General features: G+C 62.6%; 19 protein-coding genes. 6 read left to right on the top strand and 13 right to left on the bottom strand.

From position 1 onward, the window contains the following. Positions 1–307: 307 nt before the first annotated feature. Positions 308–526 carry a hypothetical protein gene (locus tag EHF33_RS15355; RefSeq protein ID WP_124873740.1) on the bottom strand — a complete coding sequence of 73 codons (219 nt, stop codon included), beginning with the start codon at positions 524–526 and terminating at the stop codon, positions 308–310. 116 nt (positions 527–642) lie between these two features. Next, the gene (locus tag EHF33_RS15350; RefSeq protein ID WP_124873738.1) at positions 643–1986 is read right to left on the bottom strand and encodes a TrkH family potassium uptake protein; all 1344 of its coding nucleotides are present in this window, start codon (positions 1984–1986) and stop codon (positions 643–645) included. Between the two features lie 192 nt (positions 1987–2178). Here EHF33_RS15350 and EHF33_RS21185 point away from each other — a divergent pair, with 192 nt between their 5' ends. Continuing rightward, on the top strand, positions 2179–2325 hold the full coding sequence (locus tag EHF33_RS21185; protein ID WP_164473554.1) for a hypothetical protein: 147 nt from the start codon (positions 2179–2181) through the stop codon (positions 2323–2325). A gap of 15 nt (positions 2326–2340) precedes the next feature. On the opposite strand, the gene EHF33_RS15345 is transcribed toward EHF33_RS21185, so the two are convergent. From EHF33_RS15345 to kdpF, 8 genes are all read right to left on the bottom strand, one after another. Then, positions 2341–2592, bottom strand: coding sequence for a hypothetical protein (locus EHF33_RS15345; protein WP_124873736.1), 252 nt, complete (start codon positions 2590–2592; stop codon positions 2341–2343). 25 nt (positions 2593–2617) lie between these two features. Further along, entirely contained in the window at positions 2618–2842 is a 225-nt protein-coding gene (locus EHF33_RS15340; protein WP_124873734.1) for a hypothetical protein, read from the bottom strand. Between the two features lie 16 nt (positions 2843–2858). Further along, complete coding sequence (locus EHF33_RS15335) at positions 2859–3056, bottom strand: hypothetical protein (protein ID WP_124873732.1); 198 nt, start codon at positions 3054–3056, stop codon at positions 2859–2861. 99 nt (positions 3057–3155) lie between these two features. Beyond that, the gene (locus EHF33_RS15330) at positions 3156–4313 is read right to left on the bottom strand and encodes a sensor histidine kinase KdpD (RefSeq protein ID WP_124873730.1); all 1158 of its coding nucleotides are present in this window, start codon (positions 4311–4313) and stop codon (positions 3156–3158) included. Beyond that, complete coding sequence (gene kdpC, locus EHF33_RS15325; RefSeq protein WP_124873728.1) at positions 4285–4920, bottom strand: potassium-transporting ATPase subunit KdpC; 636 nt, start codon at positions 4918–4920, stop codon at positions 4285–4287. Before kdpC ends, EHF33_RS15330 begins: the two co-directional genes overlap by 29 nt. Positions 4921–4937: 17 nt before the next feature. After that, positions 4938–7001, bottom strand: a complete 2064-nt coding sequence (gene kdpB / locus EHF33_RS15320) for a potassium-transporting ATPase subunit KdpB (protein WP_124873726.1) — start codon at positions 6999–7001, stop codon at positions 4938–4940. Further along, positions 6998–8800 carry a potassium-transporting ATPase subunit KdpA gene (gene kdpA / locus EHF33_RS15315; RefSeq protein ID WP_124873724.1) on the bottom strand — a complete coding sequence of 601 codons (1803 nt, stop codon included), beginning with the start codon at positions 8798–8800 and terminating at the stop codon, positions 6998–7000. The genes kdpB and kdpA overlap by 4 nt, the downstream gene beginning before the upstream one ends. 94 nt (positions 8801–8894) lie before the next feature. Continuing rightward, complete coding sequence (gene kdpF / locus EHF33_RS21345; RefSeq protein WP_206431634.1) at positions 8895–9080, bottom strand: K(+)-transporting ATPase subunit F; 186 nt, start codon at positions 9078–9080, stop codon at positions 8895–8897. 108 nt (positions 9081–9188) lie between these two features. Here kdpF and EHF33_RS15305 point away from each other — a divergent pair, with 108 nt between their 5' ends. Together EHF33_RS15305 and EHF33_RS15300 are read left to right on the top strand one after the other, a co-directional pair. Next, positions 9189–9620: a sensor histidine kinase gene (locus tag EHF33_RS15305; protein WP_164473553.1), complete on the top strand. Its 432-nt coding sequence runs from the start codon at positions 9189–9191 to the stop codon at positions 9618–9620. Then, positions 9613–10245, top strand: coding sequence for a response regulator transcription factor (locus tag EHF33_RS15300; RefSeq protein WP_124873720.1), 633 nt, complete (start codon positions 9613–9615; stop codon positions 10243–10245). The genes EHF33_RS15305 and EHF33_RS15300 overlap by 8 nt, the downstream gene beginning before the upstream one ends. A gap of 262 nt (positions 10246–10507) precedes the next feature. Here EHF33_RS15300 and EHF33_RS15295 read toward each other — a convergent pair whose 3' ends face one another. Together EHF33_RS15295 and EHF33_RS15290 are read right to left on the bottom strand one after the other, a co-directional pair. Continuing rightward, positions 10508–10801: a hypothetical protein gene (locus tag EHF33_RS15295; RefSeq protein ID WP_124873718.1), complete on the bottom strand. Its 294-nt coding sequence runs from the start codon at positions 10799–10801 to the stop codon at positions 10508–10510. 514 nt (positions 10802–11315) lie between these two features. Continuing rightward, positions 11316–11750, bottom strand: a complete 435-nt coding sequence (locus tag EHF33_RS15290) for a hypothetical protein (RefSeq protein ID WP_124873716.1) — start codon at positions 11748–11750, stop codon at positions 11316–11318. A 320-nt stretch (positions 11751–12070) separates the two neighbouring features. Here EHF33_RS15290 and EHF33_RS15285 point away from each other — a divergent pair, with 320 nt between their 5' ends. From EHF33_RS15285 to EHF33_RS15275, 3 genes are all read left to right on the top strand, one after another. Next, positions 12071–12394: a hypothetical protein gene (locus tag EHF33_RS15285; RefSeq protein WP_124873714.1), complete on the top strand. Its 324-nt coding sequence runs from the start codon at positions 12071–12073 to the stop codon at positions 12392–12394. Further along, positions 12385–12729 (top strand): hypothetical protein, encoded by a 345-nt coding sequence (locus EHF33_RS15280; protein ID WP_124873712.1) that lies wholly within the window; start codon positions 12385–12387, stop codon positions 12727–12729. The genes EHF33_RS15285 and EHF33_RS15280 overlap by 10 nt, the downstream gene beginning before the upstream one ends. 175 nt (positions 12730–12904) lie before the next feature. Continuing rightward, positions 12905–13267 (top strand): hypothetical protein, encoded by a 363-nt coding sequence (locus tag EHF33_RS15275; RefSeq protein ID WP_124873710.1) that lies wholly within the window; start codon positions 12905–12907, stop codon positions 13265–13267. Between the two features lie 121 nt (positions 13268–13388). On the opposite strand, the gene EHF33_RS15270 is transcribed toward EHF33_RS15275, so the two are convergent. Beyond that, complete coding sequence (locus tag EHF33_RS15270) at positions 13389–15254, bottom strand: vWA domain-containing protein (protein ID WP_241191338.1); 1866 nt, start codon at positions 15252–15254, stop codon at positions 13389–13391. Between the last annotated feature and the right edge of the window lie 100 nt (positions 15255–15354).

Below are 15354 nucleotides of genomic sequence, written 5' to 3'. Positions count from 1 at the left end.
CCGCCTGGCCTGATGTCGCGCCTTGATTTAGCTGGCGACTGAGTGGCGTGCAGCCCGCTCCAGATTCAGTGCCAGCAGTCGCGAGAGCACCTCGTCTTCGGAGAGTGGCCACGCCCAGCCATCCTCACGCCGATCTATTGCAGCGAAACAGGTACAAGCCGGTGGAGAGGCAGACCAGGGACGCAGCGAGAAGAAACCAGGGACTACTCTGCGTCGGCCAGATAAATGCGCCGACGGCTTTGAACAGCAGTCCCGTGCCCGTACCAAGCGCCAGGTAACCCCATTGCTGAGTCGCAGTCAACTCACCTCACCTGCCATGTTTTTGAATATGCAGGACAAGGATCCGAGGTGATCGCACCTGCCAGATGGTCGCTCGGAAGGCAAGGGCCTTGCGCAATGTCGCGGCAACCAGCAGGGCGACCAGGATGAATAGAGCGAAGAGCCAGGCACCATCATCGCGAACCGAGCAGACCAGGGCTGCGAGCGTCATCACGACGAGGATTATCAGCGAGGGAAGCAGAGCCATATAGATACTCTGGGCCGCTGTGACCGCCGGGTGTACTGGTCTTTTGGTCGGTCACCGCGGCCAATTGGCCAGGGGGGCAGGATACCCTCAGCAGAAAATGGTGACGCTTCGAGCGATCAGCCCACCGTCAGTTCGTGCGTTTCCGGCAACTGTACTGCAAGCGACCTGGCCGGGCGAAAGGCCAGCAGCAGTGATAGAAAACCCACTCGGCCCAGGAACATCAGCACGACCAGCACCAGCTTCCCGACCGGCGAGAGGTGCGGTGTCAGATTGACGCTGAGACCGGACGTGGTGAAGGCGCTGAGCGCCTCGAAGGCCAAGGCCAGAGAAGGTTGTGCCGAATCGGTGAACATCAGCGCCAGGGTGCCGGTAACCACCGCCAGCAGGGCCAGCGTCACCACGGTCAGCGCCCGCATCAGGGTGGCCGGGGGAATGCGGCGGCCTGCCAGATGGGGATCGCGCTCTTGGCGCAGCACTGCACGCGTGGCCGCCAGCAGCACGGCAGCCGTGGTGGTCTTGATGCCGCCCGCCGTGGAGCCAGGGCTGCCGCCCACAAACATCAGCGCCATGATCAGCAGCAGCGTCGGCTCGGAGAATTTGCCGTAATCCAGCGTGGCAAATCCCGCCGAACGACTCACCGTGCTCTGAAAAGTGGCTTGAAGCAGTTTGTCGGGAATGGGGAGCAGACCGAGCGTGCCTGGCCTCTGCCATTCCAGCACAACGAATAGCACCGCGCCGCCCACCAGGAGTGCCGCCGTCATCTTCAGAGCCACGCGAGTCTGGATCGAGAGGGGAGGGGGTCGCAGGCGGCGCTCAAAGCGGCCCCGCAGATGCCGCTCGATCTCGTCAAGAGCCACGAAGCCGGTGCCGCCTAGGACAACCAGCGCCATAATAATGAACAGCGAGAAGGCATTGAGGCGGGCCGCACCGTCTGGCCACATTCCGAAACCGGCATTGCCAAAGGCCATCACTGCGTGCATCAGGGCGTACCGCAGGCCGCGTACCAAGCCTTCGAGCTGCACCATATTGGGCAGCAGCAGCACCACGCCCGCAAATTGAATACCGAGTGTGAGCAGCACCACACGCCGGATCAGGCCCCGGAAGTCTTGCCCCGCGCCCATCCCCAGGTCTGCCGAAATGCCCAGCCGCCCCACCAGGCCCTGCCGACCCAGTCCCACGAAGCCGAAGCCCAGTACCAGCAGGGCCAATGCGCCCAGCTCGATCAGCAGGGTCAGCCAGAGTTGCCCAGCGGGCGTGAGCACTTCGGCCACGTTGACGCTGCTCAGGCCGGTGGTGGCCACAGCGCTGGTGGCCAGCAGCAGCGCGTCTACCCAGCTGAGCGGCCCGCGGTGCGCGGCGGGGGAAAGAAGCCCCAGTGTGCCGACGATCAGTAAAAGGATCACTCCGACGATCAGCAGTTGGGCGGGATAGCGGGTTGTCAGGCGCAGACGGCGCGTCATCACCTGTAAACCTGCTGAGGAAGGCCGGACCAGGAAAGCCAGGTGAGCCGAGTGAAATGCAGGGAAGTCAAGCTTGACCCATGCGCGTCATTCTGGAGGAGGCCCACCGGAGTCGGCTACTAGCCTTCTGACCAGCTCAGGTAGCCACCTGACCAGGTGTGGCCCACACGTCTTCGGATCATGATCTGGAGCATGCGTTCCACTCCCAAACCGCCTGCTTTCTGGCAACTGATTGTAGAAACCTATCTGCTGATCCGTATGGGAGTGACCCGGTCGGTCCTGATCCTCTGGTCGCTGCTGTTCTCGTTCGTCACGCTCGCTATCGTCTTTGGGAAGTAAGAGGCTGTCTGAGGCTCAGGGAATTAAGCTGTCGAGATGAATCGCCCTGGCTATCCGAGCGATCTCACCGATGCTGATCAGACGATTAAGAAGTTGAGCGCTCAGCTTCGCCGCCTCATTGTCTGGAAAATCGTCCAACACAAGCACGACAACACAAGGAGGCGCGGTGCTTGTGTTGCCGTGCTGCTGTCTCCGTCTAAGGTCGATTCCACTGAGCCCCAAGACGAAGAGCAGTGCCAGCAGCAGCCATGTAAAAGACGGCTTCACTTCTGCTTGCCCAGTAGCGTCAGGCCTAGCGATTCACGGCAAACGCTAGAGCAGCACTGCGCCAAGCATCAGCGCCAAGCCCACCCAAACGCGCCCGCCCGGTGAAGAACAACAGACCTGCGAGCGTCAGGGCCAGACCGGTATGGTAGGCACTGCCCAGTTGCCATTCAGTCACGGCGACGGCCACGTACACCCCTATCCCCAGTACGGTCAGCGCCCGGCTCACACATGACGAAAGCAGCGTGTTCACTTCTCTCCTTCGCCGATCATGCCTGTACAGCCCACAGCAGCGCTGCGACACCCATGCACGCCATCCCCAGAATCAAAAAGGCATATGCAGCCCACCGCGTCCTGCGAAAGACAAAGTCCAGCAGCAACAGCAGCGCACGCAGCGCGAAGACTCGCCAGGGAAAGTCCGCGTCATAATTCACGATTACCACCGGCACAGTCCTGTTTGTGCTCACGTCTTCCTTTCGCTGGGCTTGTTCTCACGGGGCTGAGCGAGGTGGTTGAGGTAGTCCCCAATTTCTTCGAGGGTCAGCACCGCGTCCACCACTCTGTCCTTAATCCCGGCTGATCACATGCACATCCACACCCCGCGTGCCGCGCAGAACTTGTTTGATCAAATCGCCGCGCCAGAGTTCGGCCCAGCGTGAGCGGCTGGTTTCGCCCATGAAGACTTGGGTGGCCCGCGAGCGCCCGACATAGTCGATCAACGCGGCAGCCACCCCGCTCTCGCCGCCCAGCACTTCAAATTGGCCGCCCAGCGCTCCCGTCAGGGCGCGGTAGATGTCGAGCAGACGCGACTGCTCAGCCGTGATGCGCGGGCCGCGAATGGTGACCACATGCAGCGCACCGTGCAGCCGGGCGGCCAGTTGACCGCCCCGGCGAATCAAGCGCCCAGCACTTTCCTCGGCGGCAATGGCGACGACGACGATTTCGTGAACGCCGGGGCTGCCGGTAGGGGCGGCCTGCTCCACCACGCTCGCCACTTGCCGCAGAGCGATTTCGCGCAGCGCCATCAAGTTGGGTGAGGTAAAGAAATTGCCCAGCGCTTGATCCACTTTTTCGGGGCCGTAGACGTGACCAGCCTTCATCCGGGCGCGGAGATCGTGCGGCGTCAAATCGACCAGCACCAGTTCGGTGGCTTCACTCAGCACGGCGTCGGGAATCCGCTCGCGTACCCGCACGCCGGTCAGCCGGGCCACGGTATCGTTGAGCGATTCCAGATGCTGCACGTTGACGGTAGACAGCACGGTGATGCCCGCCGCCAGCAGCACTTCGACGTCTTGCCAGCGTTTCTGGCGCTCGCTGCCGGGGGCGTTGGTGTGGGCCAGCTCGTCGACCAGCACCACTTCGGGGCGGCGGGCCAGCAGACCCGGCACGTCCAGCTCGCTCAGTTCGGTGCCGCCGTGAAGGATCACCCGGCGGGGAAACAGCGGCAGCCCCTCGGCAGCGCGGATAGTCTCGGGGCGTCCGTGGGTTTCCACGATACCGATCAGGGCGTCCTCGCCCCTGCCCAGCCGCTCGCGCAGTTCGCTGAGGGCGCGGTAAGTCTTACCGACGCCCGCCGCCATGCCGATAAAGACCTTGTGGACGCCGCGCACAGGAGCGGCTGACCCGCCCGACTGACCGGGAAGGGTCAGCGGCTGTGGGGAGCGCTCAGAAGGAGACTCGGCATCCGGCACCGCCTTACCGCCCGGCTGTGGGGGCCGCCGCATCCAGCGCCAGATTGAGTTTCAGCACGTTGACGCCGGATTCGCCCAGCCCCAGCACGCCCTTCTCGGTGGCGGCACTGACCAGTTCGCGCACTTTTTCTTCACCCAAGTTACGGACCCGCGCCACCCGAGCCACCTGAATCGCAGCTCCGGCGGGGCTGATGTGTGGGTCCAGGCCGCTGCCCGAGGCCGTGACCAGATCAGCGGGGATTTGGGCAGCGCTCACGCCCTCACGTTTGGCAATTGCCGCCGAGTCGGCCTGTACCCGCGTCCGGAGCGCCGGGTTGCTGCTGGCCAAGTTACTGCCGCTGGCGCTGGTGGGGTCGTAGCCGTTGCCTGCCGCACTGGGCCGCCCAATGAAGTACTGATCGCCGCTGAAGGTCTGCCCAACTAGGGCGCTGCCGACCACCTTGCCGTTCACGGTGATCAGGCTGCCGTTGGCCTGCGCGGGAAAGATGGCCCCGGCGATCAGGGTAGTCACTGCCGGGTAGAGCAGCCCAGCCAGCAGAAAGGTCAGGATGGCGAAGCTGATCCAGGTGAGCGGGTTGCCGCCGCGCGAGTCGAGGTCTGGGGCGAGCTGGTCGGGTTCGGGGATGGGGGGAGTGGTCATCAGCAATAGTCCTTTGTTCAGCTCAGGTGCGCCAGAGTCAGCAGCACGTCGATGATTTTAATGCCGATAAACGGCAGTACGATGCCGCCCAAGCCGTAAATCAGCAGGTTGCGGCCCAACATGGCGTCGGCGCTGCCAGGGGTGTACTTGACGCCGCGCAGGGCCAGCGGGATCAGCGCCGGAATCACGAGCGCGTTGAAGATCACGGCGCTGAGGATGGCGCTGCGGCTGCTGGTGAGCTGCATCACGTTGAGCACGCCTAGGGCCGGGAAGGCCGCCACGAACAGGGCGGGCAGAATGGCGAAGTACTTGGCCACATCGTTGGCGATACTAAAAGTGGTGAGCGCCCCGCGCGTGATCAACAACTGCTTACCGATCTCGACGACTTCCAGCAGCTTAGTGGGATCGGAATCAAGGTCGACCATGTTGCCGGCTTCCTTGGCGGCCTGCGTGCCGGAGTTCATGGCCAGGCCCACGTCGGCTTGAGCCAGCGCCGGGGCGTCGTTGGTGCCGTCGCCCATCATAGCTACCAGTTTGCCGCTGCGCTGCTCATCTTTGATCATCTGGAGCTTGTCTTCGGGGGTGGCCTCGGCCAGAAAGCTGTCCACGCCCGCCTCGGCAGCAATCGCGGCGGCGGTCAGCGGATTGTCGCCGGTGATCATCACGGTCCGCAGGCCCATTCGGCGCAATTGATCGAAGCGTTCGCGGATACCGGGCTTGATGATGTCGGACAGCGCCACCACGCCCAGTACCTGGTTGCCCTGAATGACCGACAGCGGGGTTGCGCCGGAGCGGGCCACCTCGTCCACGCGGGCCTGCAACTCGGCTGGGGCGCTGCCGCCGCGTTCCTGGGCCAGCGAGGCGATGCGGCTGGACGCGCCCTTACGGATGCTGATCAGCCCATTACTGTCCTGAAAATCCACGCCGCTCATCCGGGTCTGGGCGGTGAACTCAATGAACTCAGCGCTCTCGGGAGCCTCGACGTCTACGCCGAGCTGCCGGGCCAACACCACGATGCTGCGGCCTTCCGGGGTGGGGTCAGCCAACGAGGAGAGCATGGCGGCGCGGGCCAGCGTCTTTTCATCCACGCCCGGCAGCGGCAGAAAGCGGGTCGCCTGCCTATCGCCGATGGTGATGGTGCCGGTCTTGTCGAGCAGCAGGATGTCCACGTCCCCGGCGACTTCCACTGCCTTGCCGCTCTTGGCGATCACGTTGGCTTGCAGTGCCCGGTCCATTCCTGCGATGCCGATGGCGGGCAGGAGGCCGCCGATCGTCGTGGGAATCAGACAGACCAGCAGCGCCACCAGCGTAGTAATGGAAACTGTCGTGCCGACGAAAGCGCTCAGGGCGGGCAGGGTCGCCACCACGAAGACGAACACCAGCGTCAAAGCGCTCAGCAACAGACTCAGGGCGATCTCGTTGGGGGTCTTCTGGCGGCTGGCCCCTTCCACCAGCGCGATCATCCGATCAAGAAAGCTCTCCCCGGGTTGAGAGGTGATTTCCACCACGATGCGGTCAGACAGCACCTTGGTGCCGCCGGTCACGCCGCTATGATCGGTTCCGGCCTCGCGGATGACTGGGGCGCTCTCGCCGGTGATGGCGCTCTCGTCCACCGTGGCGATACCCTCGACGATCTCGCCGTCGCCGGGAATGAACTCGCCGGTTTCCACTACCACCCGGTCGCCGCGCTTGAGGTCGGCGCTGCTGACCTGATTACCGCCGACCAAACGGGCGATAGTGCCCTCGCGGGCGGCCCGTAGCGAGGCGGCCTGGGCTTTGCCCCGCGCCTCGGCCAGCCCTTCGGCGAAGTTGGCGAACAGTACGGTGAGCAGCAGCAGCAGGGCCACTGCCAGCTCATAGCCGAACGTCTTGCCGGTGACGGCGTTGGCCACCGCGATGTAGAGGGTCAGGAAAGCCCCGAGTTCGACCACGAACATCACCGGATTGCGGATGACGCTGCGCGGATCGAGTTTGGTGAACGAGGCGGCGATGGCCGGACGCACGAACTCGGGAGCGAAGATGTTCCTGGGCCGGTTCTTGCTGGAGCTGTCGGGTGTGGGGCTGGAAGGCAAGACGGTCATTTCGTTCCTCTAGAAAGCTGAGCTTGTAAATCGTTCGGTAGAACGGGAGAGCTGGCCGTCGGTTTACGAGCAGCTGCCTGCCCCACCAGCTGCTCGCTGACGCCGCCCAGCACCAGAGCCGGGCCAAAGTTGAGCAGTTGCAGCAGCAGCATCACGGTCAGCAGGGTGGTGGCAAAGATCGGGGTGTCGACCCGCAGCGTGCCGCTGGTTTCGGGAGCGACCTTCTTGACGCTGAGCAGTCCGGCAATCGCCAGCGGCCCAAAGATCGGAAGGAAGCGGGCCAGAATCAGCTCGCAGGCTCCCGAAACGTTGTACCAGACGCTGTTTCCAGTGCCCAGTCCGGCGAAGGCCGAGCCGTTGTTGGCGTACATCGAGTTAAAGGCGTAGAGGACTTCAGATAAACCGTGAAAGCCGGGGTTGAGGTTAGCAGTGATACTTGGCACGCTCAGGCTGATAGCGGTCAGGCCCAAGATCAGCAGCGGCTGGAGCAAGATCACCAGTGCGGCGATTTTCATCTCGCGCACCTCGATCTTGCGCCCGAACAGCTCGGGGGTACGCCCCACCATCAGTCCGGCGATAAAGACGGTCAGCACCACGAACACGAACATATTGAGGAAGCCCACACCGATGCCGCCGTAGATGTCGTTCAGGAACATGTTGATCTGGGGAACGATGCCGCCCAGTGGGGTGAAGCTGTCGTGCATCCCGTTGACCGAGCCGTTGGAGGTGCTGGTGGTCAGCGACGACCACAGCGCGGTGGCGTCTGCGCCTAGGCGCACTTCCTTGCCTTCCAAATTGGGGCCGGAAGCGGCCAGCCCGGCGAGCGCCGTGTTGGGAGCACGCTCGGCCATGATCACGCTGAAGGTCAGCACAGCGGAGAGCAAGCTCATGACGCCTAGAACCATCACGCCGAAGCGCGGGCGGCGTAAGAAGGTGCCGAGCGCAAAGACCAGCGCCACTGGAATCAGGATCAGCGAGATGGTTTCGATCAGGTTGCTCAGCGGGGTGGGATTTTCCAGCGGCACCGTGCTGTTGGGGCCGTACCAGCCGCCGCCGTTGGTGCCGAGCTGCTTGATAGCTACCATCGCTGCCACCGGGCCGACCGGAATGGTCTGGGTGGTGATGGTCTGGGCCTTGTTGTCTACCGTGATGGTCTGAGACTGCACCAGTTGGGCCGTCTTCGCACCGCTGAAGGTGCTGGGCACGCCCTGAGAAGTCAGGAGCAGCGCCGAGATAAAGCAGAGCGGCACCAGCAGCCGGGTGGTGATGCGGGTGATGTCCACGTAGTAGTTGCCGAGGTTGCCGGGCTGGTTCTTGTCGCCGCCCATCAACCCGCGCAGCAGAGCGAACATCACGGCCCCACCCGCTGCGGGCGTCATGAACTGGAGGGCGGTGATGCCTACCGTCTGTGAGAGATAGCTCAGTTGCGACTGGCCCGAATAATTTTGCCAGTTGGTATTGGTGATGAAGCTGGCCGCTGTGTTGAGCGCCAGATACCAGGGCATGTTGGCGATCTTGTCAGGGTTGAGCGGCAGCCCGGCCTGCAAGGTGTAGATCAGGTACGCCACCAGCCCGACCACCAGGTTGGAAAACAGCATCGCGCGGGCGTAACCGCGCCAGTCCATGCCCTGCGCCTGGCCCTGCTTGTTGAGGCGCACACCCATCAGGCGGTAAAAAGCCCCCTCTATTGGGTTTAGGAAATCGAGGAAGGTGCGCTCGCCGCGCATGAAGCGGGAGATATAGAGGCCCATCGGCCAGGCCAGCAGAAAAACGAGAACGAATGTCAGGAAGATGTCCATAAAGATCCTTAGAGCCGGTCCAAGGCCAGAATGACTAGGCCACACAATAGAAAAAGGCCCAGCAGAATAGCCAGGCCCGCCATCACGGCCAGCATCAGAACTTGTCCGGGCGGATCAGCGAGTAGAGCAGGTAGCCGCACAGCAGCACCACCATCACGAGCAAGAAGACATTCATACCCGCCCACGCTAAGCTAGCGCCTCCCCGCTGACTATCCGTCTGATGGCCAGTCGGATTGGCCACTTGGCTAACCGCCGGATCGCTGATTTCAGGTAGCCTCAAAAGGAAATGAGAGAATCGCTGCGGCTTCTGTTTGTACCGCCTAAGCTGCCGTTACTAAGCGGAACGCTATGGGCGATGTGCCTAACGGCGCTAGCCCTGTTGCAGGGGGTGCTAGAAGAATTGCGCCCCGGCATAGAGGAGCGCCACTTGATCGTGGAGCGTGATTTGGAGGCTGTGAGGTTGTGGGGACGGGCCCACAACCTCAAACGCGCCGTGCAGAATCTGCTGGACAATGCGGTGAAACTTAGCCCGACTAGCAGCACCCTACACGTTTCGCTGGCCAAAGACGACGAGGCCAGCCTGAGTGTGCAGGACGAGGGGCCGGGCGTGTCGACGTTCCGTCAGCCGCAACTTTTTCAGCGCTTCTTGGGTGGCGGCGCGGGCAGCGGCACCGGGCTGGAACTCTATCTGACCCGCCGCATCGCCGAGGCCCAGGGCGGCCAGATCCGTTACACCCGCACCAGCAAGGACCGCAGCCCCTTCACGCTGATGATGCCCGTCGCTGGCGAGCCTGTTGCTGGAGGAAAGGGCCATGCCTGAGAGAGTGATCCGGATTCTGCTGGTGGAAGACCACGCCTTCACCCGAGACGGCCTGCGGGCCACCCTCAACTTGGAAGCCGATCTGCACGTGGTCACCGAGGCCCACAGCGGCGAGGAAGCCTTAGAGCGCCTGGCCCAGGTCGAAGTGGACGTGGCAGTGGTGGACATTGGCCTGCCCGGCATAGACGGCATCCAAACCGCCGCCGAGATCAAGCGCGGCTGGCCGGAGGTGCAAATCGTGATACTGACCGCCCACGACCTGCGCCAGGAGGTCTTTGCAGCCTTGGCGTCTGGGGCGGCGGCTTACTGTCTCAAGAGCGCCAAACCCGAACTGCTGCTGCTGGCGGTGCGGGCGGCGGCGGCGGGCAGTGCCTACCTCGACCCGCAGGTAGCCCATCACGTGTTGGGCGGCATGCGTGCGCCGGGCGCGGCCCCCGTGCTGCCCCCCCTTGAGCTGGAAGTGCTGCGCTTGATTGCTGATGGCCTGCCCAACAAGGAGATCGCTGCTCAGCTCGGGGTCGGCGTCAGTACCGTTAAACTGTGCGTGCAGAAGTTGCTGGTCAAGTTGCAGGCAGCAGACCGCACCCAGGCAGCGGTCAAGGCGCTTCGCCAAGGCTGGCTGTGAGGAAGCAGCTTTGCTGGAACAAGCCTGTTTCCGTCTCCAGCGCCTATTCTCCTGATCCGCCGTGCCGTCACTGATCTCAGTGTAATGGGGGTTGTTTGATGAAACTGTCACGAAATGTAAAGTAGCGTTTCCCTTGTTATGTATGCACTGCAAAGTAAGCGGCAATTGACTGTGGGAGTGCCAATGCCCCCACTCAAAAGCTGATTTTCGAGTCTCTTCCCAGCGTTCCAACGTGTTTCGCCCTCATCTGATCTCCCTCCACTCATCCTTGTGGGCCAAGTTGCATCGCCGCCCAAAGTTGCTTCGCATGCAGTTTAAGCAACTGCTCAAAGAGAAACACCATGTCCCCACTCAGCTCATCTTTGCGGATCAGTTGTCGCCACTCTTGGCCGTAGCGGAACAGCACCTGCGGCGACTGCGGCGTCGGCCAGGTGCGCAGTGTCGCTAGCGTCCGCACGCTCGCCTCGCCACTCGGGGCCACCAGCACCTTGAGCCGCAGCGGAGCCGTGATGATCGTCCGTTCCCCGTAGAGGATCTGGACTGGCTCGGCTCCCACGACGAGCAGTTGTGTTGCCTTAACTTCAATGCCGGTAAGTTAAGGGGTCGAGGCGGGGTGTTGACACTGTCAAGCTGAAGGATGAACCTTGGCACCGCACTGTTCACAACGGCCCGCGACCAGATGCTTGACCACCTCGACACCTTTGCCTCGAGCCTGACTGGTCGCTTGCCACACGATCTGGAGCACCTTGCCGATGACATTGCCTCGCTTGTGCTCTTTAGACGACGACCGCGCTCTTACACCGAGCCGTCAAAATCAAGATGACGCACTCCCCAAGGAAAGGACGTGCCAGCACGTCTTCGTCTTCTTGACGTACCGGCATTGAAGTTAAGGCAACACAACCACCCCAAGGCCTGTTCATACTTTGATGCTGTCATCCCCGCCAGCCTACAGCCCTACTTTCGCAGGAGGTCTCTGAGTAAAGCAGGCTGGGCCGCACACTAAATTGGTGCGGCCCAGTCCTGGTTGAATCAGCAAGTTTTCTGTTGATTCGTCAAGCAAAGGCAGCTCGTCACTGAATCGGCCCGGCAGCAGGCGGCGTCGGCTGAAGCCGGAACGAAACTCCCCGCGCCGAGGCCAGGCAGGTGAAGACTGGCAGACGCTCGCGGCCACCTGCCACCAAGTTGGCTGGCACGCTGGCCTTCCACACCTTCGAGCCGTCCTGACCAGTGCTGGCCCGCACGGTGCTGGGCAGCACTTTGAAACTGCCCTCCATGATTGGCAGGCCCAGCAGCTGGGAAGCCGCCGCGAACTGATGGGCTGAAAAAGCCGTCGTGCAGCGCTCCACCACGTTGGAGTTCTGGGCTTCCAATCGGTCAGCCGGAACCCGCCAGGCCAAACCGAGTAGACCACCCAACAGGATCAGCACGGCCAGGATCAGCCAGAATCTGGCAGAAAATGGCCCGCGCTGAGGTCGGTCAAAGGGCGAGGGGCGGCTGCTTAACATGGCTCAAGCCTGCGCCGCCGCCGCCCATTTGTGTACTGGCCAATTGGCTATCCGCTTAGTCAATGAGGCAAAGTTGCTTCTGGACAGTGAGACTGGTTTAAGGCCATGTCAGATTGCTGCCTGCCACCGCGTCCCCGCTTTGCCGCGCTCCACTTCGCGTCAGCCACCGCTGAGCCTCACCTTCCAATTTTCGCTGGAAGGTGAGGTGATTTTGCCCCGCGCCGATAAGGCAACATAACCGTTTTTTGTTGTCCAGGACAGACTCGGGCCGCACAGGGACGACACACCAACCCTTCGCCCACGGAAGCTAGAACAACGTTATGAACGAAATTATCCAGGCCGCCCTGGCCACCGCCGTCACCGCCGCCACTGAAGCCCTCGAAGCTGCTCAGCAAGACCGCTTGACCGAAGCCCGTCAGCTGCTGACCATCGTGGATGAACAGCTCGCCCTCGGCGAAGGTGGGAACGCCGCTGCCACCGCCCGCCGCAAGAAGATTCTGCGGCTCCAGACCGAAACGCAGGTGCTGCTGGATACCCAAGCGCCGGGCGAAACACCCAGCTCAAGTCCTCACGCCAGTCCGCACCTCCCCAGTGCCTCGGTGCGGACGCTTGGAGTCGGGTACGTATCGCGCTGGTGGCACTAGGCATTGACGCGGCAGAACGTGACGCGGTGGCCGCCAATCAGGAACAGGTTGCACAGGACGCTGCCGTGGCACGTGACCGCTACGCTATCAAAGTCGCCCAGCGCCTGGCACTGATCACCCGCGTCGAGGCGGCGCTGCGCGGTGAGGTGGAGGCCGCCAACGATGCTTGGGACAAGCTCTTCGATATTGTGACGGCCCTGCGAATCAGCGAACTGAACGCCCGACGCAAGGGAGCAGGGGAGACCGAGCAGGCTGAGAAGCTGGCCAACTACACGGCTGCCCGTGAGGACAGCCTGCGCATCCGGCAGTGGGCACGCGCGGTCGCCTTGATCTGAATCAAAGGAGGAGGGCTGCGACCAGCCTGTTTGCTGCAAATGGTTCTCCTGATCTGACCTGACCTCGCGCCCGATTCCTTTAACGTGATTCCGCAAAGCTGCAATTCCCCTGAACGCCAAAGCAACTGAATACCTCACCTGCCAGGAACACCACCTCAATCTGTTGGAAACCCGCGTGAAAGATCTGGTCAGCCTCGGCGTCAGGGTAGATCACGTCATATGCCCAGACTGGCCGTGTGCAGCATGCTTTGACCCATACAACACTTTTTACGCCTCAGCTTTCAATGCTCAACAGGACGGCAGGGAGAGCCTGGACGTCGCGCCACAAGTCAGTGGGGGCACGTTTCATGTCTCGGTACGCTTTCAGGATGTGGATACCGAGCGTGGGTTCGACGTGGTGGTCACACCCCTCCCGAGCGAGTACCGCAGCGCTGAGCAGCTCGGACAGGAGGTGGCGGAGGGGGTGAAGCGTGAACGGATGTATGGCCAGCTTCCGGCGACACATGAGCAGGGCGGCTTCCGCCGGATCGTCGTGTGACGCCGCTTTCAGGCGCTCAAGCGAGGGACCCCAGCAGTTGAATGACGAGCGTTAGAACAGAAAGGTCGTCCTTAGTATTCGGATCACTCACTTGATCGCCCGCCTGGCTTCAATCACCCACTCAGCTCGGCTGAACGAAAAGCCGGATTGCACCGGAAGCGATGTAGGATTTCCCGTCCGGTGCCGTGTTGACCTCGTCGACAACATACAGCAGGCCGTCTTCGCGGATACTGCGCGGGAAGCGCATGTTCCAGTCGGGATGGTAGCCGTCCTGAACGACGCGGGCACGCAGTTTGCTGCCCTCCTTGACGCATTGCAGCAAGACGCCGTCTTTCACAGAGTCGGTGGTGTCCAGATCAGCAGCTGTCTTGGCCGCTTTGGTCGCGGCCACTGCGCGTGCGCCGCCGCCACTGGACCGGCTGCTGCCCGAGTGCTGGGTCAGCGGATCGGCTTCCCCGTCGCGCACGATGCGGCGCACCGCGCCATCAACCCGGTAAAAACTGCCGTCTGCGCTGTGAACCAGATTATCCACGGCGTAGTGTGCGCCCTCAGCCCGCAGCGCACGGGGAAACTGCACATTCATGTCTGGATCAAAGCCGTCAGACACCGCTTTGATTCTCAGCTTGCCGCCGCTGCGGACACACACCAGTTCCACGCTCTGATCAAGCTGCTGAACCACCGGCAAATTGAAGACGGCAGTGTCCAGAGCCACCCCGCGCCCCAGCAGATCCTGGCGGCCCCGGCCCCGCCCCTGAAACGACTGGTCACGCAGTTCCTTGCGCGAGGCGTTGTCCAGCCGACGCGCCGAGATGCGTGAGGCGTAGTGCTCGAGCTGCTCGAGCTCCTCGGCAATCTCAAAGTGTTCATTGAGTCCAGCGGCGCTGAGTTGCCCGGCCAGGTCCCGCAGCGCGGACACGGCCTCGGCGGCCTGGCCCTTGTCGGCCAATTCCACCGCTTGCTCCTTAGCGCGGGCAATCCGGAGCCGTGCCAGATCAAGCGTGACGCTGAGGTCGCTCACCACATGTTCGGCCCCCAGGGGCGCAGCCGTGGCCTGGACATTCCACTCACCAAGCAGTGTTTCCAGATTGCCGTCATGGACGACCTCGGCGCGGTAGCTGACCCTGAGCAGCGAATGCAGGCCAGCCGTGAGTGCAGGCAAGGTCAGTTGTAAACCCAGCAGCTTATCCTCATCCTCGTAGATGTCGCCCAGCTCCAGCGTCCAGGCGGATCCAGGGGCAGTCTGGCGGCGGTGCAGGCTCAGGACATCACGGATCTCGACGCCAGCGGCAGGCTCGAGCGTGAGTGTCAGGTTCTGCGCCGCCACCGCTTTGAGCGTCTGCAACTCGATGCCGAAGACCTCGGCGGCGTCGTCAATGGACTGAATGAAGTAAAAATTCCCGCCAGCAGCGCGGGCCATCCCGATCAGCAGATCCTCGTTGAAGCCCTGTCCAAAGCCCAGCGCGGTGGTGCTGATACCCGCCTCAGCCTTTTGCGCTGCCGTTCTGGTCAGCACCTTGATGTCCGTGACGCCGACATTGGCCTGCCCGTCAGTGAGCAGCAGCACGCGGTTGACCATGTCCGGTGCGCGGCCCTGCTCGACGAGTTCGATGCCCCGCAGCCAGCCGCCCGACAGATTGGTGAGGCCACCCGCACGGATACGGTCAAGCTGGCCCTTGAGCCTGGCCTTATCGGTGACGTGGGTCGGGGCAATCAGTGTTTCTACCGTGTCGTCGTAGATCACCACGCTGAGTAGGTCGTGTTCATCGAGGTCGTCCACTACACGCTTGGCGGCCAGGATGGCCTGTTTCAGTTGCTGACCGGCCATACTGCCGCTGCGGTCGATGACCAGTGAGAGATTGAGCGGACGGCGGCGCTGGGCGGATGGCGGCAGCCGGAAACGCAACAGCAGATCGGCGGAACTGGCGAGGCCATCGACAAGGGCGGCGGGAGAGAAAGCGGACTGGACCTGCATGCTGGGCTGGCTCATCAGAACTCCTGGGGCGACCATGAAAAGGAACTCAGGACCATAAAACAGGGCCATGAGATGAAGTGGTGGTGAAATGCAGTGTTGCGGCTGACGGCGGCGG

Source organism: Deinococcus psychrotolerans, assembly GCF_003860465.1.
Lineage (GTDB): Bacteria > Deinococcota > Deinococci > Deinococcales > Deinococcaceae > Deinococcus > Deinococcus psychrotolerans.
Note: the sequence above shows the minus strand (reverse complement) of the source record. Positions and strands in the feature narration are given on the sequence as shown.